Here is an 18290-nt window from a genome sequence, read left to right as displayed (position 1 = left end):
TGTGAATCCTGAATTCGTGGATTAGCGCGCCGGGACGCCCGGAACGGCGGCGAGAGGCTGTGCCGTGAGTTGTTCGATCAGCGCCTGGTTGAGCAGCGCCGTGGTGGCGGCGTCGACCAGTGCCTCCCGTGCTGAGAGCAGCTCCCGCTGGGCGGCGGTCCATTCCACATAGCTGTAGCGGCCGCGTTCGTAGGCCTCGCGGGTCTGAGTGAGTGCCTCGGTCAGGTCGGGAAGCATTTGGCCGCGAACCTGCTCAACAGCCTCGATGCTTTGTTGCCGCAAGTGGTAGGCGTCGAACAGGCGCGAATGGAGGCGCAGCAGGGTATCCTCCCGGCGGAGTCGGACCTCATCCCGCGCCGCCAGGGCGGCCTGCACCTCGCCGCGATTGCGCCGTCCGGAAAAGAGCGGTACCGAGAGCCCAGCGGTCAAGGCGGTATCATCCGTCTCTTCGAAACGCCGGATGCCGACCTGCCAACGGATGTCGCTCTCGGACTGGCTGCGCGCCAGCTGAATCTCCGCTTCGCGGATACGCTGTTCGCTGGCGTAGATTTGAATGGCCGGGCTGTCGCTGACCCGCTGGTACAGGGCCTCGAAGTTGTCGGAGGAACCGAACTGGAACAGATCGCCTTCCAGCATTTGAAAGTCCGGGCTGGTATCACCCCACAGCGAAGCCAGAGCCATTTTCCGGCTCTCGTAGGCGGCTCGAAGACGGGACTGCTCAATACGACTCTGGGTGAGCGCGGCCCTGGCGCGCAGGACTTCGGCCTGGGGCGCAGCGCCCCGGTCGGCGCGGCGGGTGACGATCTCGTGGGTGGCCTCGGCCAGCGCCACGGCTTCAGCGGTCAGTTCCAGTTTTTCCTGCAGGGCCAGTGTGGCGACAAAGCGCTGGGTCACCTGTCCCAAGAGATCCAGGGTCTCGGCCCGGCGCTCGGCCTCGACCCGCCCATATCGTGAGTCAACCACGCTGACGCGGGACTGACGCTTGCCGCCAAGTTCGAGAACCGATGACAGGGATAGGGTGTACTCTGCCCCGTCAACTCCTCGCAGATTGTCGCTGCCGAGGAAGTTTTCCACTTCCAGACCGGCCTCCAGGGCAGGATTTTGATCTGCCGTAACGCGGCGACCCTCAAGGCCCTGAAGGCGAAAATCGAAGACCTGGAGGCCGGGGTTTTGCGCCATGGCCCGCGAGAGGGCCTCGGACAGAGTGAGCGGTTTGTCACCGGCGTGTGCCAGGGCAGAACCGAATGCCAGCGCTAGAAGGCAAAAGGCATGGATAATAAAGTGGCACGGCATTGCGCGCCGCCCGTTTTTTACGGGCATTCTGAAAAGCATGAGACTGCTCCTACGAAATTCTAAATGACGGTTATTCCCCGGGTGGGGAAGATATTCGCAGGGTCAGGAAATGGGAGGGCGGAAAAGGGAGGATTGAACCCCGGTGGTGAAGTTGGCTTGGTAGTCGGACAGTACTATTCCCGCCGTCACGCCGGAAATGTCTGTGAGGGTTCCCAGCAACACCATGTGAAAGCAGCTGTGGCTGTGATGACAATGGTCCGCTGAATGACTGGGGCTGTCGGGAGACGACTTGGTTGCCTGATTTTCGTTGGAAAAATCCGCTGATTCGTGTGAATGCGCATCATAATGTGGTATTGCGGGGTTGTGCGGTTGTGTTTCATAGGCAATAGACGCCACTGACTGCAAGGCAATCAACAGCGTCATTGCGACTATGAAACAGCGTTTAATCATGCAAGTGGTCCCGGAATTTGATCGTGAGCCTAGCAGAAAGGCAACCACATTGAAACGACTGGACCCCCATGGGGTTACGTGAGGCACTGGTGCGCTGGCCTGAGCAAATCAAGTGGAGGCGATAGTTAAATTGCGTCATCAATATCCCCATAGATAGATTGATACCGCTATTGCAGATAGCCACAGACTGATAATGACGCCTGCCGCGACCCGGCTGATCGGCGTTGGGTGGTGGAGTCTAGCGCGTTCGCGATTCTCATGAATGACAATCTTTGGAGTCATTTTTACTACCAGCCAGATGCCCGCCGGAACGATCAATAAGTCATCCAGGTAACCAATGACCGGGATGAAGTCTGGAATGAGGTCGATAGGTGAAAAAGCATAGGCACCGACGACGAAGGCCAGTATTTTGGTGTGCAGAGGGGTGCGAGAGTCCCGCGCAACCGGCCACACCGTATACATGTCCTGCCTGATAAGTCTGGCCCATCTTTTTAGCTGCGTTCGCAATGTCTTCACCGGTATTTCGGAATTAATCGTTAAATGACCTATTTCAAATACGATCGCAGTATGCCGATGACATCATCGAGTTCCTGCTGACGCTGCGCCTGAGAAATGTCCTCGGCACCTAGATGTTCACGCAGATGACCTTCGAGCACTTCGGACATCAGGCCATTGATAGCACCGCGTATGGCCGCTATCTGTTGCAGTATGGCTGTGCAATCCTTGCCCTGATCCAGGGCTTTTTCAATGGCTTCTGCCTGCCCCTTAATGCGTCGAACCCGGGTTAAGAGCTTTTTTTGATCCCTGTTGGTGTGTGCCATATGCACTGTTCTCTAGTGTGTAAATATATACTGGGGTATAGTATATGTCGCGATGCATTAAGGTACCAGTCCTGTGGAAAAATTTGACAACACCATTCCTTGGCAGCACTCCCATATTTTTGATGACGGCAATCCGTTAGCGGAACGAAACACCCGGTGGGCCGTTTGGCTCACCGCAATTACCATGGTGGTGGAAATCGCCGGGGGATGGATTTACAACTCCATGGCGCTATTGGCCGATGGTTGGCACATGAGTTCCCATGCCATGGCGTTGGGTTTGTCGGTCCTGGCTTACGGCGCAGCACGGCGTTTGGCCCATAGCAAACGCTTCGCCTTCGGCACCTGGAAAATTGAAATCCTGGGCGGCTATACCAGTGCGATTTTGTTGGTCGGAGTCGCCGGGTTGATGTTGTTTCAATCCGTTGAACGCTTGCTGGCACCGAGCCCCATTCACTATGACCAGGCGATCCTGATTGCCATGGTAGGTTTGTTGGTCAATCTCACCTGTGCCTGGTTATTGAAAGATGGTCATGCTCATCATCATGGCACGGATAGCCACGATAGCCATCACCATCATCACGACCTCAACCTGCGTTCTGCCTATCTACATGTCATGACCGATGCGGCAACCTCTCTATTGGCCATTGTCGCCTTGTTTGGGGGCAAGTGGTGGGGGGCCAGTTGGCTGGACCCGGTAATGGGTATTGTGGGTGCAGGCCTGGTGTCCGCCTGGGCCTACGGGCTTTTGCGGGATACCGGTCGCGTGCTTCTGGATGCAGAAATGGATGCGCCTGTGGTGGCGGAGATACACGATGCCATCAAGTCGGCGCCGGTAGAGGCGGCAATATCGGATTTGCATGTCTGGCGAGTAGGGAAGGGGAGCTACGCGTGCATCTTGTCGCTCGTGGTGGATGAAACCGTAGCGCCTGACGATATCAAACGGTATTTAGGCGTACACAAAGAGCTTGCTCATGTGACCGTGGAGTTGAATCAAGTCAGAGGGTAGCCAGCCGGAATCATCCTGATCTTTGATGCGCTGCCAAATCTTCGATGATTGCATCGTGAGTAGATAGGGATGCATGGGCCTTTTCGAGATGCGGATCTGCTGCTGCCATCATGGAGTAACTGCCTCAAACCCCTCGTGGAGGGATGCGATCAGTGGGCAGGTGACATTGTCCTTCTGGGTGCAGCACTCCTCGACGAGTTGGTCGAGCACGCCTTCAATTTGCTGAAGACTGCGGATCTTGTCTCGCACGTTGCCCAGCTTGCGCTCGCCCAGTGCTTTGGCCTCGTCGCAATGGGTGCCGTCTTCGAGTTTCAGCAGTTCTCCGATTTCCTCCAGACTGAATCCCAGCCATCGCGCCCTGCGGATGAATCGAAGCCGTGCCAGCGCGTCCTCGTCGTAGCGGCGAATCCCGCCTAAGGGCTTCTCAGGCTCTGTCATCAGCCCCAGCCGCTGGTAGTAGCGAATAGTTTCGACGTTTATCTCTGCGGCCTTGGCCAGACTGCCGATGGTCATGGATGTGTTTTGAGAACCGGACACGTTGCTTGACTCCGTAGTCGACTACGGAGATAAGCTTGCCACAGTGGTGAATAAAACAACAGGAGGTTTGCCCATGCCTGAATCCAAACCGGGACGCGGTTCGTTGCTTGCCGGGGGTGTCGCAGCCTTGCTGGCCTCTGCCTGTTGCCTGGTACCGTTGGTGTTGGTGGTGCTGGGGTTTTCCGGCGCCTGGATCGGTAATTTAACCGCATTGGAACCCTATCGTCCCTGGTTTCTGGGCGCTGCCCTGGTGGCCATGGTGTTGGCCTGGCGCCAGATATACCGGCCCACCAGGGCTTGTGAACCCGGCGATGTGTGCGCTGCACCCAGGGTGCATGGCGTTTACAAAGCCGCCTTCTGGTTCGTAGCGTTACTGATCGCCATCGCTGCGGTGTTCCCCTATGTCCTACCCCTGTTTTACTGAGAGGTCCGCAACATGAAAAAGTCCTTACTTGTAAGTTCACTGTTTGCCCTGTTCAGTCTACCCCTCTGGGGCGCGGAGCAGACCGTCACGCTGGATGTGCCCGGTATGACCTGCGCCGCCTGCCCGATCACCGTAATGACTGCGCTCAAGCGGGTTGACGGTGTCAGGCAGGTCGATGTCAGCTTCGAGCAGCGCGAAGCCAGGGTCACCTTCGAGGACACGCAAACCTCCGTTACAGAGTTGACGGAGGCCACGGCCAATGCCGGTTATCCATCTACCCTCAAACAAAGCTCGGCAGATCAGAAGTAATGAGATTGTAGGGTAATTTTCGGATAGGAAACCGTCATGAGTGAAGCGCAAGCGATTCACATTGCTGTCATCGGTACCGGCGGTGCCGCCATGGCCGCGGCACTGAAAGCGACGGAACGCGGCGCCCGGGTAACCGTGATCGAGCGAGCCACCCTTGGTGGCACCTGCGTGAATACCGGTTGCGTGCCATCCAAGACGATGATCCGAGCGGCGAAGATCGCGCACTTGCGACGCCAAAGTCCCTTTGACGAGGGCATTGATGTCTGGGCGCCAACTGTGGATCGTGGCAAATTGCTGGAACAACAGCAGGGATTGGTGGAAGCACTGCGCGAGGCCAAGTATGCCAGTATTCTACGTGACAACCCGGCCATTACCCTGATCCAGGGAACAGCGCAATTCGTGACGGCCAATGCGCTCGACGTCACCACCACGGAGGGCGAAGTGCGGCGGATCAAATTTGATCGGGCATTTATCGGCACGGGTGCGCGGCCGGCGATCCCACCCATTGCGGGGTTGGCCGATACGCCGTACCTGACTTCCACCTCCGCCTTGTCGCTATCCATCATCCCAGAGCGCCTGCTGGTGATCGGGGGATCAGCGGTGGCATTGGAGCTTGCCCAGGCCTTTGCGCGGCTGGGCAGTCATGTAACCATCCTGGCGCGTAGCCGGTTGCTATCCCGTGACGATCCGGCTGTAGGCGATGTTATTCGGAAGGCCTTTGAGCAGGAAGGCATTCGGGTATTGCTGCGGACCCAGGCCAGCCGGGTCGATTACGCCGATGGAGAGTTCATACTGGATACCAATGCCGGGGAATTGCGAGCAGAGCAGTTGTTGATCGCCACCGGACGCACACCCAATACCGAACGGTTGGGTCTGGAACAGATTGGCGTGAAGACAGTGCGTGGCGCGATTCAGGTGGATGGGCGAATGCAAACCAACGTGCCAGGCATCTATGCGGCGGGCGATTGCACCGATCACCCCCAGTTCGTCTATGTGGCCGCCGCCGGGGGCAGCCGGGCCGGGGTCAACATGAGCGGCGGCGACGCTCTGCTTGACCTCAGCGCCATGCCGGCGGTGATTTTTACCGATCCACAGGTGGCGACCGTTGGCTTGACGGAAGAACAGGCGACCACGCAGGGGTTGCAGGTCGATACTCGCGTGCTCAGTTTGGACAGCGTGCCGCGCGCCTTGGTGAATTTCGACACCCAAGGCTTTATCAAAATGGTGGCCGAACAGGATTCAGGCCGCTTGCTGGGAGTGCAGGCAGTTGCCGCCGAGGCTGGAGAACTGATCCAGACGGCAGTAATGGTGATGCGGGCCAATATGACCGTGCAGGAAATGGCTGAAGAGCTGTTTCCCTACCTGACCATGGTGGAAGGGCTCAAGCTCTGCGCCCAGACTTTTACCACGGATGTGACTCAATTGTCCTGTTGCGCCGGGTAAGGCTGCGTTCCCGGCTCAGTCGGCATTCCTGATCAGGCGCGGCAGCCAGCGCAGATATGCGACCATGCCGAACAACTCGACCAGGGATTGGAAGACGATGACAACGATGGCGGCACGCCAGGGCTCCGGCAGTGACAGCGCCAGCGGCAGCATGACGAAGGAGTTGCGGGTACCAAAGCTGAAGGTGAGGGTACGGCCGATAGTGGGCGTGAACCCGAATAGCTCACTGAGCCCCTTGCCGATAATGGCGGCGGCAATCAGGTAAAGCACAAAAACCACAAGCGCCGACCACAGCAGGGCGCCACTGTCGATCACCAGGCTGACCTGGGAGCCGGCAATCAGAAACACCACCAGTGCCAGCAACGGCACGGGCAGCCACCCAAGCCAGTCCACCAGTGTTTGCGCGCGCGGGTGCTTTTCCGTCAACTGTTCGGTTAACCAGGCCAGGATCAGTGGGGTGACAATCAATCCGAAGAAGGCTGGCAGCAAGTGGCTGCCGACCGCCAGCTCAATGGCGATATTGCCCATGAAAAGCCAGATATAAACGGGTAGCAAAATGAGCTGCACAATCAGCAGGATCGGCGCGGCCGCGATGGCCCGGGCACCGTCCCCACCACCGAGATGGGTATAACTGATAAACCAGTCCGTACAGGGTACCAGCAGTACCAGCAGCACGCCGAGACGAATAGCGGGATCATCCGGTATCAGCCACAACAGAAGACCAACGACCACCGGTATCAGGATAAAATTGCCCGTCAGCAAAGCGGCCAGAAAGCGGCGATCACGAAATGCCGACCTGAGATGTATCAGTGGTACCTGAGTGAAAGTGGTATACAGAAGAACACCTAGGGCCGGCCAAAGCAACACTTCCCAATGACGGGTCTGCTCTGGTGACATCCAGCCGATGGCCATGCCGACCAGGATGGCAACCAGATAAATCCAGACCTGATATCGCTCCAGTTGTTCGCGCATTTAAAGCTGTTCCTGCTGTTTTTCGAGGGCACGATAGTATCATTGGTGCGCAATGAGCTCCCGGGACACGCCCTAAGGGTTTCGGCAGACTCATCGAAAGGACTGAAATCTCTTTAGGCGGTGTCGGGAGAGATACGGTAAAATGGCCAGTGCCAGCATTTTACCTTTTTGCCGGCTAGTAGAGGGGAGGGTGTCCCTAAAGGGTTGTTGGTTTTTCCCCAGTTTGGCAGGTTCTGACCCTGTTGAGCGGGGTCACGGATGTAAGGTTAGTAGAACCTAAAGAAGCTGGTCAATTGCTCATGGACATACTGAGATATTTCGAGAGGGTAGAAAGCTATAGTCTTTAGCTTTGGTAATAGGTGTGGTGTAGCTTGAAATGTTTATTAGAAGGCATGCTTTAGATTTCTTCACATTACTCAGATTTGTATCCCAGTTGTATCCCAGAATTTCTATCTAGGTTGTGGGGTATAAAATAATCCGTTGCGTTTATGTAAGGGGGGGATGGTACCAGAGGCCGGACTCGAACCGGCACACCATTGCTGGCGGGAGATTTTGAATCTCCTGTGTCTACCAATTTCACCACTCTGGCACTGCTTAGATTTTACTATTTTCCCTTGGGATACAAAATCGCTTGAGAATTTTGAATCCCCTGTGTCTACCAATTTCACCACTCTGGCGCAGGTTGGCGATTATAGCAGCGGGTATTGCATAATCAAGGTAAAGTCGTCTTGAATAGGGTGCTTATAGTTGTTTTATAGTCTCGCTTTCCTTAACCTTGCGGCCTTTCGGTCGGAACTTGAATATGCAGCGCGCTTTATTCCACTATCTGCTCCCTGAGCAGTTGATTGCCCGTCAGCCAGCAGCTGAACGGCGGGGCAGTCGCCTGTTGGTTGTGGGAGAGCATCCCGGAGAGCTTCAGCACCTGCATTTTCCCGATATTATCGATTTGATTGAGCCTGGCGACTTAATGGTGTTTAACAACACGCGGGTGATTCCTGCGCGGTTATTCGGCCAGAAAGAATCTGGTGGCAAGGTTGAAATGCTGGTTGAGCGGCTACTGGATGACCATCGGCTACTGGCGCATGTAAGAGCCAGTAAATCACCAAAACCGGGTGGCAAACTGTTATTCGAAGGTGAAATTTCAGCTGAGGTTGAAGACCGTGAAGGCGACTTGTTTGTGCTGAGATTTTGCGGTGAGAAGCCCGTTTTGGCGTTGCTCGAAGAGTTCGGTCATATGCCGCTGCCCCCTTATATTGATCGGGCTGATGAAAGCAGCGATAGAGAGCGGTATCAAACAGTTTATGCCTCACAGCCCGGTGCCGTTGCTGCGCCCACGGCAGGCCTGCATTTTGACGAAGCGCTGTTGCAGCAACTGAGTGACAAAGGTGTCGATATGGCCTATGTCACTCTGCATGTGGGGGCGGGAACGTTTCAGCCGGTTCGCGTTGATGATGTCCGCGAACACCAAATGCATGCCGAGGTGATAGACGTTCCCCAGCTGGTTTGTGACCAGATTGCCGCTACTCGTGCCCGCGGAGGTCGGGTGATTGCTGTGGGTACTACCAGTGTTCGTTGCCTGGAAAGCGCTGCTATGAGCGATGCTTTGAAACCTATGCAGGGTGAAACGGATATCTTTATTTATCCCGGTTATCAATACAAAGTGGTGGATGCACTGTTGACCAACTTCCACTTGCCTGAATCCACACTGCTGATGCTGGTCAGTGCCTTTTCAGGGTATGCCAATATTCGAGAGGCATACCGGCAGGCTGTTGAACAGCAGTATCGATTTTTCAGTTATGGCGATGCCATGTTTTTAACCCGCAACCCCAGTGCACCTGAGGAAGTTTTGCCATGAGTCATCCGTGTTTTATGAGCTTTGAGCTGGATAGCACTTACAGCGGAGAAGCGGGCAAGGCTCGCCGCGGACGATTGAAGTTTCCGCGTGGTACCGTTGAAACACCTGCGTTTATGCCTGTGGGGACCTATGGCACGGTGAAAGGCATGTTGCCTCGCGACATCAAAGAGATTGGCGCGGAGATTATTCTAGGCAATACGTTTCACCTGATGTTGCGGCCCGGCACAGAAGTTGTAAAAGAACACGGCCTGGACAATAACGGCACCTTGCACGACTTTATGCAGTGGCAGGGGCCAATCCTAACGGACTCCGGTGGCTTTCAGGTTTTCAGCCTGGGTGATTTGCGAAAGATAACCGAGGAAGGCGTCGCATTTCAGTCGCCTATTGACGGTAGCAAAGTCTTTCTAGACCCCGAAACCTCTATTCAGGTGCAGCGAGAGCTCGGTTCAGACATCGTCATGATATTTGATGAATGCACGCCTTACCCTGCAACGGAGCAACAGGCTCGGGAGTCTATGGAGCTTTCACTGCGCTGGGCCAAGCGCAGTAAGGATGCTCACGCGGATAATCCCTCCGCGCTGTTTGGTATTGTGCAGGGAGGGATGTATGAAGAGCTGCGCAGTGAGTCTCTGAAAGGCCTGGAAGACATTGGTTTCGATGGATATGCCATTGGCGGGCTATCGGTGGGCGAGCCAAAAGAAGATATGCTGCGAGTATTGGAGCATCTTGCGCCGGAAATGCCAGATAACCGTCCACGGTACCTGATGGGGGTCGGCAAGCCACAGGATATTCTGGAAGCTGTGCGTCGTGGCATCGATATGTTTGACTGTGTGATGCCCACCCGCAACGCACGCAACGGCCATCTGTTTACCAGTGAAGGCGTGATTAAAATTCGCAATGCCAAACACCGTCACGATACCGGCCCGCTGGACAATAGTTGTGATTGTTATACCTGCCAGAATTTCAGTCGGGCCTATCTCCACCACTTGGATAAATGTGGTGAAATTCTCGGCGCTCAACTAAATACAATTCACAACCTGCGTTATTACCAGAACCTGATGAGTGATATTCGGCTGGCGATTGAAGAAAACCGTTTAGACGAGTACACCGATCAGTTTTACCAGCAACAGGGTTTGGAACGACCAAGGTAGCGATCTGAACTGTCTAGTTCGGACTCATTTAGCACCCCTCCGGAATACCCGGAGAGGTTGCCTTACGCATCATTTTAGAGCGCGTCGATAAACGCGATGTAACCGGCCATGTCTCGCTTGATGCCTTCTTCTGTCAAGCCAAACTCTTCCAGTGAATATTCAAACTTACCTTTTTTGTGAATAGGGTTGTTAGCTCCCCAGTTTTGAATTTTTTCACGAGATTCATCAGACAATGTTAAGCCGGCATGGGCGTATACTTTTTCCGCGACGGCTTCCATGTTGTTCACGGCATCTTCAAAGCGGAAATCCAGAATGTTGAGGTTGGGCGTTGTTTCCCTGTTACTTAAATGCAGATCAAGTGTTGCCGCGAGATCTGTCTGCAATGACTGGGAGTTAACCCGTGCGTCATCGAACGGGATATGGAACTGATTAACCAGTTTGCAAAGCGAGGGGACAGTGCTCAGAGGGCTGCGGTGGGTCATGACAATATGGGCATCGGGAAACACCGAAAGTAACTCTGGTTCGAAACCATAGTAAGTCGGCGCTTTTAACAACCAGGGCTTTGATGCTGTAGCTAGGCCTTGCCACTGCAAATACTTGAGCGATTTTTCGAGCATTTTGAATACGGGCATCATGCCTTGCTGGGCAAACCACTCGATATAACTGGGTACTTCGGCGTACCCTAAGAATGACGGGGCTATAAAACATTGCTCCCATAATAGTGAATCTTCTTCGGCTTCGAAGGTTTCGAAGCTGTGCCCGAGCTTGCTCTCAGGGGCCGTCTCATCGAGCCAGCGGCAGTATTCATCGGCGGCATCGATACGAGCTTGGGGAGATTCACTTCTGTCCCCGGTAAATAATGAGGGATACTGGACTTGCCAAAAAGGCATGTAATTAAAATCACCGGTTGAAGCCAGCACACGGTGAGTTTTTGTGGTGCCGCTGCGCGCCATGCCGAAGATGAAAACAGGGTTTTCGATTTTTTCATCCGCAATTTCGGGGTGGGCCGCGTAATCTCGCAACATTCGTAGCCGGTTACTCAACAGGCGCAGAAGCTTATTTTGTTTGGCAATGACACCGGTTTCATGCAGCTGGGCTTCGTTATTGAGGGAGTTAACCAGCATGGTCAGCGGCTCAACCACCTCGTCGTCGATAATATCAACCCCTGTGATTTCTCTGGCTTTAGCCAGTAGCTCGTTGACGGAAAGTGGTATTGGGTAACCTTTTGCCATGATGATATTCCTGCGCGCTGATTTCAGATAAATTTGGACAGATGTCAGATTAGTGTTGGCTTTTTAACGATTCGATGAGTGCAATGTAACCCGCTGTTTCCTGTTCGATATTGTCGGCAGAAAGGCCGTACTCCTCGAGAGAATATTCAAATTTTCCCTCTTTATGGATCGGGTTATTTGCACCCCAATTACGTATTCCAAGGCGAGACTCTTCTGAGAACGCCAAGCCTGCGTGGGCGTAAATTTTTTCAGCGACGGTCTCCATATCCTTAACGGCATCTTCAAAGAGAATATCCAGAATGTTGAGTGTGGGGTGTGTTTCCCGGTTATGTAAATGCAGCTTAAGCAAATCGGCAATACCCGTTTTTAGTGCTTGAGGGTCAGGCTTCAGATTGCTGTATGGCAAGTGGAAGTTGTCAAGTAATTTGCAGATGGATGGCACGGTGCTGAGTGGAGTGCGATGGGTCATCAGGATGTGCGCATCGGGAAACACCGATAACAACTCAGGTTCAAAGCCGTAATAAGTCGGGGCTTTTAACAACCAGGGTTTTGAGGCGGTAGCCAGTCCTTGCCATTGCAGGTATTTCATGACATCACGCAAAAATTTAAAGTTGGTTTTCATGCCATCGCTACCCAGCCCGGCAAACCACTCCATATAGCTTTGTACTTCGGAATAGGCGAAAAAAGACGGGGCAACAAAACATTGCTCGGTGAGCAGGGAGTCTTCTTCTGCGGCATGTGTTTTGAAGCTATGCCCCAGCTTGATTTCGGGTGCAGTTTCGTCGAGCCAGCGGCAGTATTCGTCAGTCGCGTCAACGCGCGCTTGTGGTGACTCATCGCGATCCCCGGTAAACAGGGCGGGGTATTGAACCTGCCAAAGGGGCATAAAGTTAAAGTCGCCAGTTGCCGACAGAACGCGGTGTGTTTTGGTGGTGCCACTGCGTGCCATACCCAGAATGAAGACCGGGTTTTCAATTTTTTCATCGGCAATCTCGGGGTGAGCAGTAAAGTCCCGCAACATACGTAAGCGATTGCTTAACAGACGCAGCAGCTTGTTTTGTTTGGCGATCGCCCCTGCTTCGTGTAACTGACTTTCATTGTTAATTGATGTGACTAAAACCGTTAAGGGTTCAACGACTTCATTATCAACAATATCAATGCCGGTAATCCTGCGTGCCTCAGCCAGTAGTTCGTCAGTACTCAGGGGTAGGGAATAGCTTTTTGTCATTGTCAGGTTCCAAAAAAATTAAAGTAAGGCTGTTGTGGTAAGCGGCCCCATTTGCGACGTCAGCACGATACCCGGTTGAGCAGCTATAACGTTTGGAATGCGGTTTACCATGCAGCCAGCAGTCGTGTGGTCGGAGTCTTTGCGGTTGTTTCTGAGCTCATTGCGGGGGCTACCGTCCACAGACCAGAAAGCATGCTCAATTTCGCCTTCTTTAAAGACGCGCAGCTCAACTTCGACTCTTGCGGTGACACCCTGATGGGTTTCGATTTTGCCAACGATACGTGTACCAAGGCAGATCCCCGCGGGATACATTTCCTGGGTCCAGGGGTTTTTAATTGGTTCGTCGTAAATTACGGGTTCTATTTCCACGCTTGAGGCGCTAACGGTATAACCCACAGCCGTTAACACGTGCTCTGGAATGGTTTTATAGGAGTTCGCCAGCGGTGCTCTGTTGCAGCCTCTGGCAATAAATTCTTCCGGGGTCAGTCCGATTCCAACTTCAATCGCTTTTTCGTGTGTTGCCTGCCCGTGGACGTCAGTGATGCTGCTGTGGAAAAGAGATTTAATTTCGGTACAGGGGCCAACCAGTAAAATACCGCTCCAGATACGTGACATATCCCAAATACCGCCACCGGTAAATGTCACGTTATTCTTTTTGGCCAGGGTATCAATTTTCTCGGCAATGACCGGGTCACAACCGTAGGGATAGGAAGATTCCGAGCCGTGACACAATACGTTCAGGCCGGCATTCAGCAGACGCTCGTGTGCAGTGAAGTTAATGCTCAATTGGTTGGTCATGGCCACAATGCCGATATCGGCATTCAGGTTGTCATAGCTGGCGGTATCGCAATCCTGAACGATAATGCCAAGATCTCTATCGAGGCCTGCGAGACGGCCAAGGTCCTGGCCAACCTTGTCGCCTGCACGGTTATAGGCAGCAACAACTGTCCAGCCTTTTTCCAAGGCGAGGCGGGCGATAAAGCAACCGTACCGACCGGTACCATAGATGACAATGCGAGGAGAGACTATTGTGGAAACTGTTGTATTCATGTGGGGCATTACGGGGGATCCTTGTCGGTCATGAAAACGTATCGATCATAAAAACAGCTGGAAATCTGCCCGCTTTTTCGGGTGGCTGTCAATGAATGGTTGCAGGACTTAGGTCAAGCAACAGCCGAAACTGAGCCGAAATCAGTTAATGCTGAAATATCCGGGTAATAAAAACCTGTTTTTTGTTTTAAGTAAGTAGAACTCACTTATTTAACGTTGGCTATATTAGTACGATAAGGTGGTGATTTGAACAAGTGGTAAGTATTTTTTGTTGTTTTGATTCAGGTTGCCTGAACAAGCCTGCCTGAAATTTTGGTGATATCTGTAAAAGTGCCGGTCTGTTAAATGAAAGCAGGGCTTAACGACGGTTGATCATTAAGCCCATTCCGAATGTTGGGTATTGGTAGCGCTTCAGGGGAGTGCCATTGCGCATAACCCCAGTAGAGCAATGTTGGCTGCAAGGCCGATGACGAAAAAGTAGCTTCTTGGGCTGGGGTTCTTCTCTGTGGCGATTCCGTAATACAAGCTCATGTGGATAATGCGCGCCAAAGCAAAGCACCAGACAAAGGTGGTCACCCAGAAAGGGTCTGCGGCCACGAATATTGCCAGAAATATTGTTCCCAGCATGGTTGGCAGGTTTTCAATTGAGTTCATGAATGTGCGGTGAGCACGAAAAACAAATGAAGAATGGCTCAGACTGTTATCTATTTTTCCCGGGATAGCGCCATCCTGAGCAGCTTTTACACCATTTTCGACCACCCACTGTACAAGAACTGTGGCAATGATTACCCAGACACCCCAGTACGCGGCGTTATAGCTTTCAAATGACAACATAGGCAGACTCTCCAATTATAATTGCTCAAAATTATATTGTACGCAATTCAATATATAGGTGTACGCGCGGCGAATCAAGTATATTGTGCACAATATAACTCGGAGGGTTACTTCCTGTGATTACCGGTATTCCCCAGCTTTCTTCAGAAGACAAAATAAAACTGGAGAATCAGATTTGTTTCCCGCTTTACAGTGCTGCAAATGCAGTGGTTAGAAGCTATCGGCCACTTCTGGAGAAACTTGACCTCACTTATCTGCAGTATCTGACCATGATGGTGCTTTGGTCTCATGATGGCATTAATGTCAAAGCGCTTGGGCAGAACCTCCACCTGGATTCGGGTACGCTTACGCCAATGCTGAAACGACTGGAGGCAAAAGGGCTTCTGATCCGGAAGCGGGGAATATCGGATGAGCGGGTGAGAGAGGTGTTTTTGACGGCCTCTGGAAAAAAGCTGCGAGAGCATGCGTTATCAGTACCCGAAGCCTTTGCCTGCAAGTTCGATATCTCTTTTGATGAGCTGCTACAGCTGAAAAACCTGTGTGAGAAAATTATTCAGCAGGTCGGGTAAACGTTATTCCCTTGCAGCCCCTTGATCATTGCAGATCAGGCCCCATATCCCTTTTTTAAGGGAGAACGCCACCAAAGAATCGGATGTTCGGGGTATTTTTTTATCATTTCACCTATAATGCCCCGCTAAATTTATTGCAGCCTTGCGGTGACGCAAGGCGATGGAAAAACAATACGCTATGAACCGCTACCCATTCTGGAAGTATCTGCTCATTCTGTTTGCGATTGGCCTTGGATTTATTTACGCCACGCCTAACCTTTATACCCCTGATCCGGCTATTCAGATCTCTGGCCAGAGCAGTGCTCTGGTGATTGATGATGACGTGCTGAACAAAGTTTCCACAGCGCTGGAGAGGGAAGGTATTGAGTTCTTTGGCGGTGAGAGCAAGGAAACCGCCGCGCTGATTCGTCTGAAAGATACCGAGCAGCAACTGGCGGCAAAACGCATAGCCCAGCGAACACTTGGTGGTGATTATGTGGTGGCATTGAATTTGGCGCAGACGACACCGGAGTGGTTAATGTCTCTAGGTGCGCAACCTATGAAGCTGGGGCTCGATCTGAGTGGTGGCGTACATTTTCTGTTGGAGGTTGATACACCATCAGTTGTCAATAAACGCATGGATACTCAGGTCAGTGAAACCCGTACCGCTCTGCGGAAGGAAAAGATCCGTTATCGGTCTGTTAATTTGACAAAGGACAATACACTCGTTGTTCTGTTGCGTTCAGAGGCGGACAAAACTGCCGCTGCAGGCATTATTCGCGAAAACTTTCGCGACCTGTTGCGCGAACCCTCGGCACAGGAAAGTGAGCTGGGTTTGCGTTACAACCTCTCTGAAGCAGCAATTCGTGAAATTGAAGATTATGCGGTTAGTCAGAACCTGACCACCGTTCGCAACCGGGTGAATGAGCTGGGAGTATCCGAGCCCATCGTGCAGAGGCAGGGGCGCAACCGTATTGTGGTCGAATTGCCGGGGGTGCAGGATACTGCCGAAGCGAAGCGCATTATCGGTAAAACTGCCAATCTGGAATTTCGTCTTGAAGCCGAACCGGGCAAGCTGGTGGGCCGCGAAGAGTTTGAGTTTCGTGATCCTGCTGCACTTCCTCGTACGGCCTGGTTGGAAAAAAACATTGTTATTACCGGTGATCAGGTGGCTGGGGCTTCTACCGGATTTGATGAAAACGGCTTGCCGCAAGTAAACATCAACCTCGATAGCGGTGGCGGCACCCGTATGCATCGGGTCTCCCGCAACAGTGTCGGGCGGCGGCTGGGTGTGCTGTTCATTGAATATAAGGCCCGCATTGAACACAAAATGAATGAGCAAGGTGAGTTGGAAACCATTTCAACGCCCTATGTTGAAAAGAGCATTATCAGTTTGGCAACCATTCGCAGTGCATTGGGCGTGCAGTTCCGTATTACCGGGCTGGATAACCCACGCGAGGCCTCCGAATTGGCTCTGCTGTTAAGGGCAGGGGCGCTGGCTGCTCCTATGTATTTTGTTGAAGAGCGCACTATTGGTCCATCGTTGGGTGCCGAGAATATTGATTTGGGAATCAAGTCAGTTGCTATTGGGATGGTGCTGGTACTGGCGTTCATGCTGGTTTTTTACCGTGCTTTTGGGCTGTTTGCCAATATTGCGCTGGCCATGAACCTGGTTATTCTGATTGCCGTCATGTCGATTCTTTCGGCGACACTGACTCTGCCTGGTATTGCCGGTATTGTGCTAACCGTGGGTATGGCTGTGGATGCGAATGTGTTGATTTTCTCCCGCATCCGCGAAGAATTGAAAGCGGGCTTAAGCCCTCAACAGGCTATCAGTGCCGGTTATGACCGGGCTTTTGTTTCCATTCTTGATGCCAACGTGACGACCCTGATTGTGGCGGTTATCCTCTACGCCGTCGGTTCCGGTCCGGTACAGGGTTTTGCGGTGACCTTGTCTATCGGTATTCTCACTTCCATGTTCACCGCCATTATGGGTACCCGAGCGCTGGTTAATATGACCTGCGGTGGCCGCAACCTTCAGAAGCTTTGGATTTAACCATGAGCCAATCATCTACAAGCCAGCAACGCATTATCAACTTTATGGGCCAGCGTCAACTGGCCGCACTGATATCGATTCTTTTGCTGATCGGTTCCATCTACTCACTGGCGATGAACGGGCTGGTGTTTGGTCTGGACTTTACTGGCGGCACCCAGATAGAGGTGGGTTATCAGCAGCCTGTTGCTCTGGCAGACGTTCGACAGCAATTAACGGATGCCGGTTTTGAAAAAGCCGTTGTGGTTCATTTTGGCACAGAAAGCGACGTGTTGATCCGTTTGCAGGGTGAACCCCAAGCGGGTTTGTCTGATCAGGTTCTGGCAGCCCTTAATGACAATGGCAAGACACTGGATTTACGTCGTGTTGACTTTGTTGGCCCACAGGTGGGTGATGAATTGCGCGAAGACGGCGGCCTTGGCATGCTGGCAGCACTGGCTGTGGTGATGCTGTACGTTGCCATTCGTTTTCAGTACAAATTCTCCATCGGGGCCGTGCTCGCACTGGTGCACGACGTTATTATCACGCTGGGTTTCTTCTCGGTGATGCGGATCGAGTTTGATCTAACCGTATTGGCGGCAGTGCTCGCCGTTATCGGCTATTCACTGAATGACACCATCGTTGTGTCAGACCGGATTCGTGAAAACTTCCGTTTGCTGCGAGAGGAAAGCCCTATAGAGGTTATCAACGAGTCACTTACACAGACACTGGGCCGCACTCTGATAACCTCGTTAACCACATTGTTGGTGCTGGCTGCGCTGTTCGTAGTGGGTGGCGAGCTGATTCACAACTTCTCCATCGCGCTGATGGTCGGTGTACTGGTAGGTACTTATTCCTCCATTTATGTGGCATCAAATGCACTACTGTTTATGGGGATTGGCAGGGAAGATTTGATACCACCAGTGAAAGAAGGGGAAGACGAGTTCGACGGTTTGCCTTGATCTCAGTAACCCGGGATTGACTGTATAGCTACAAAAGCTGCCCCATTAATTTGCGGCAGCTTTTTTGTGTCACCAAGGTTTACGTGTATGTTTTTTCGGCGAGATTGATGGAAGCTTTAAACAGGCAATATTATCGTTAATAA

At 52.7% G+C, this 18290-nt stretch carries 17 protein-coding genes, 1 tRNA gene and 1 pseudogene; 8 read left to right on the top strand and 11 right to left on the bottom strand.

Annotated features, from left to right (window positions below; all coding sequences use genetic code 11):
* Positions 1-21: 21 nt before the first annotated feature.
* The 4 genes from H7A02_13675 to H7A02_13660 form a co-directional block, all read right to left on the bottom strand.
* On the bottom strand, positions 22-1332 hold the full coding sequence (locus H7A02_13675; protein MCP5173308.1) for a TolC family protein: 1311 nt from the start codon (positions 1330-1332) through the stop codon (positions 22-24).
* A 63-nt stretch (positions 1333-1395) separates the two neighbouring features.
* Positions 1396-1743 (bottom strand): hypothetical protein, encoded by a 348-nt coding sequence (locus H7A02_13670; GenBank protein ID MCP5173307.1) that lies wholly within the window; start codon positions 1741-1743, stop codon positions 1396-1398.
* 138 nt (positions 1744-1881) lie between these two features.
* Positions 1882-2205, bottom strand: coding sequence for a DUF1232 domain-containing protein (locus H7A02_13665; GenBank protein ID MCP5173306.1), 324 nt, complete (start codon positions 2203-2205; stop codon positions 1882-1884).
* Between the two features lie 83 nt (positions 2206-2288).
* Positions 2289-2564, bottom strand: a complete 276-nt coding sequence (locus H7A02_13660) for a metal/formaldehyde-sensitive transcriptional repressor (protein MCP5173305.1) — start codon at positions 2562-2564, stop codon at positions 2289-2291.
* 73 nt (positions 2565-2637) lie between these two features.
* Between H7A02_13660 and dmeF the strand changes: the two genes are divergently transcribed.
* A complete protein-coding gene (dmeF, locus tag H7A02_13655; GenBank protein MCP5173304.1) occupies positions 2638-3570 on the top strand; it encodes a CDF family Co(II)/Ni(II) efflux transporter DmeF in 933 nt (310 codons plus the stop codon).
* A gap of 108 nt (positions 3571-3678) precedes the next feature.
* Here dmeF and merR read toward each other — a convergent pair whose 3' ends face one another.
* The gene (gene merR / locus H7A02_13650; GenBank protein MCP5173303.1) at positions 3679-4083 is read right to left on the bottom strand and encodes an Hg(II)-responsive transcriptional regulator; all 405 of its coding nucleotides are present in this window, start codon (positions 4081-4083) and stop codon (positions 3679-3681) included.
* 97 nt (positions 4084-4180) lie between these two features.
* On the opposite strand from merR, the gene merT reads away from it, so the two are divergent.
* Positions 4181-4531: a mercuric ion transporter MerT gene (gene merT / locus H7A02_13645; protein MCP5173302.1), complete on the top strand. Its 351-nt coding sequence runs from the start codon at positions 4181-4183 to the stop codon at positions 4529-4531.
* A 12-nt stretch (positions 4532-4543) separates the two neighbouring features.
* Positions 4544-6283, top strand: a pseudogene (merA, locus tag H7A02_13640) (mercury(II) reductase).
* Between the two features lie 15 nt (positions 6284-6298).
* On the opposite strand, the gene H7A02_13635 reads toward merA, so the two are convergent.
* Together H7A02_13635 and H7A02_13630 are read right to left on the bottom strand one after the other, a co-directional pair.
* The gene (locus H7A02_13635) at positions 6299-7255 is read right to left on the bottom strand and encodes an arsenic resistance protein (protein ID MCP5173301.1); all 957 of its coding nucleotides are present in this window, start codon (positions 7253-7255) and stop codon (positions 6299-6301) included.
* Between the two features lie 502 nt (positions 7256-7757).
* Positions 7758-7844 (bottom strand) — tRNA-Leu (locus tag H7A02_13630).
* A gap of 213 nt (positions 7845-8057) precedes the next feature.
* Between H7A02_13630 and queA the strand changes: the two genes are divergently transcribed.
* Together queA and tgt are read left to right on the top strand one after the other, a co-directional pair.
* Positions 8058-9110 (top strand): tRNA preQ1(34) S-adenosylmethionine ribosyltransferase-isomerase QueA, encoded by a 1053-nt coding sequence (gene queA, locus H7A02_13625; GenBank protein MCP5173300.1) that lies wholly within the window; start codon positions 8058-8060, stop codon positions 9108-9110.
* Positions 9107-10261: a tRNA guanosine(34) transglycosylase Tgt gene (tgt, locus tag H7A02_13620; protein MCP5173299.1), complete on the top strand. Its 1155-nt coding sequence runs from the start codon at positions 9107-9109 to the stop codon at positions 10259-10261. The genes queA and tgt overlap by 4 nt, the downstream gene beginning before the upstream one ends.
* Positions 10262-10335: 74 nt before the next feature.
* On the opposite strand, the gene H7A02_13615 is transcribed toward tgt, so the two are convergent.
* The 4 genes from H7A02_13615 to H7A02_13600 all read right to left on the bottom strand — a co-directional run bounded on the left by H7A02_13615 (position 10336) and on the right by H7A02_13600 (position 14605).
* On the bottom strand, positions 10336-11493 hold the full coding sequence (locus tag H7A02_13615; protein ID MCP5173298.1) for a sulfotransferase: 1158 nt from the start codon (positions 11491-11493) through the stop codon (positions 10336-10338).
* A 49-nt stretch (positions 11494-11542) separates the two neighbouring features.
* Complete coding sequence (locus H7A02_13610) at positions 11543-12721, bottom strand: sulfotransferase (GenBank protein ID MCP5173297.1); 1179 nt, start codon at positions 12719-12721, stop codon at positions 11543-11545.
* An 18-nt stretch (positions 12722-12739) separates the two neighbouring features.
* The gene (locus H7A02_13605) at positions 12740-13780 is read right to left on the bottom strand and encodes a hypothetical protein (protein ID MCP5173296.1); all 1041 of its coding nucleotides are present in this window, start codon (positions 13778-13780) and stop codon (positions 12740-12742) included.
* A gap of 402 nt (positions 13781-14182) precedes the next feature.
* On the bottom strand, positions 14183-14605 hold the full coding sequence (locus H7A02_13600) for an MAPEG family protein (protein ID MCP5173295.1): 423 nt from the start codon (positions 14603-14605) through the stop codon (positions 14183-14185).
* A gap of 116 nt (positions 14606-14721) precedes the next feature.
* Here H7A02_13600 and H7A02_13595 point away from each other — a divergent pair, with 116 nt between their 5' ends.
* The 3 genes from H7A02_13595 (at position 14722) to secF (ending at position 18147) form a co-directional block, all read left to right on the top strand.
* Positions 14722-15174 carry a MarR family transcriptional regulator gene (locus H7A02_13595; GenBank protein ID MCP5173294.1) on the top strand — a complete coding sequence of 151 codons (453 nt, stop codon included), beginning with the start codon at positions 14722-14724 and terminating at the stop codon, positions 15172-15174.
* A gap of 178 nt (positions 15175-15352) precedes the next feature.
* A complete protein-coding gene (gene secD / locus H7A02_13590; GenBank protein MCP5173293.1) occupies positions 15353-17209 on the top strand; it encodes a protein translocase subunit SecD in 1857 nt (618 codons plus the stop codon).
* 2 nt (positions 17210-17211) lie between these two features.
* Positions 17212-18147 (top strand): protein translocase subunit SecF, encoded by a 936-nt coding sequence (gene secF / locus H7A02_13585; GenBank protein ID MCP5173292.1) that lies wholly within the window; start codon positions 17212-17214, stop codon positions 18145-18147.
* Positions 18148-18290: the final 143 nt, after the last annotated feature.

It is taken from the genome of Pseudomonadales bacterium, from assembly GCA_024234435.1.
Lineage (GTDB): Bacteria > Pseudomonadota > Gammaproteobacteria > Pseudomonadales > Porticoccaceae > JACKOF01.
This window is presented reverse-complemented; position numbering and strand designations above follow the sequence as displayed.

Bases quoted from the DNA above. Each gene is read 5' to 3' on its own strand.
- H7A02_13600 (MCP5173295.1), bottom strand. From the start codon at position 14,605: ATGTTGTCATTTGAAAGCTATAACGCCGCGTACTGGGGTGTCTGGGTA.
- queA (MCP5173300.1), top strand. From the start codon at position 8,058: ATGCAGCGCGCTTTATTCCACTATCTGCTCCCTGAGCAGTTGATTGCC.
- H7A02_13615 (MCP5173298.1), bottom strand. From the start codon at position 11,493: ATGGCAAAAGGTTACCCAATACCACTTTCCGTCAACGAGCTACTGGCT.
- merR (MCP5173303.1), bottom strand. From the start codon at position 4,083: ATGACCATCGGCAGTCTGGCCAAGGCCGCAGAGATAAACGTCGAAACT.
- H7A02_13665 (MCP5173306.1), bottom strand. From the start codon at position 2,205: ATGTATACGGTGTGGCCGGTTGCGCGGGACTCTCGCACCCCTCTGCAC.
- secF (MCP5173292.1), top strand. From the start codon at position 17,212: ATGAGCCAATCATCTACAAGCCAGCAACGCATTATCAACTTTATGGGC.
- merT (MCP5173302.1), top strand. From the start codon at position 4,181: ATGCCTGAATCCAAACCGGGACGCGGTTCGTTGCTTGCCGGGGGTGTC.
- tgt (MCP5173299.1), top strand. From the start codon at position 9,107: ATGAGTCATCCGTGTTTTATGAGCTTTGAGCTGGATAGCACTTACAGC.
- H7A02_13610 (MCP5173297.1), bottom strand. From the start codon at position 12,721: ATGACAAAAAGCTATTCCCTACCCCTGAGTACTGACGAACTACTGGCT.
- H7A02_13635 (MCP5173301.1), bottom strand. From the start codon at position 7,255: ATGCGCGAACAACTGGAGCGATATCAGGTCTGGATTTATCTGGTTGCC.
- secD (MCP5173293.1), top strand. From the start codon at position 15,353: ATGAACCGCTACCCATTCTGGAAGTATCTGCTCATTCTGTTTGCGATT.
- H7A02_13660 (MCP5173305.1), bottom strand. From the start codon at position 2,564: ATGGCACACACCAACAGGGATCAAAAAAAGCTCTTAACCCGGGTTCGA.
- H7A02_13605 (MCP5173296.1), bottom strand. From the start codon at position 13,780: ATGCCCCACATGAATACAACAGTTTCCACAATAGTCTCTCCTCGCATT.
- H7A02_13675 (MCP5173308.1), bottom strand. From the start codon at position 1,332: ATGCTTTTCAGAATGCCCGTAAAAAACGGGCGGCGCGCAATGCCGTGC.
- H7A02_13670 (MCP5173307.1), bottom strand. From the start codon at position 1,743: ATGATTAAACGCTGTTTCATAGTCGCAATGACGCTGTTGATTGCCTTG.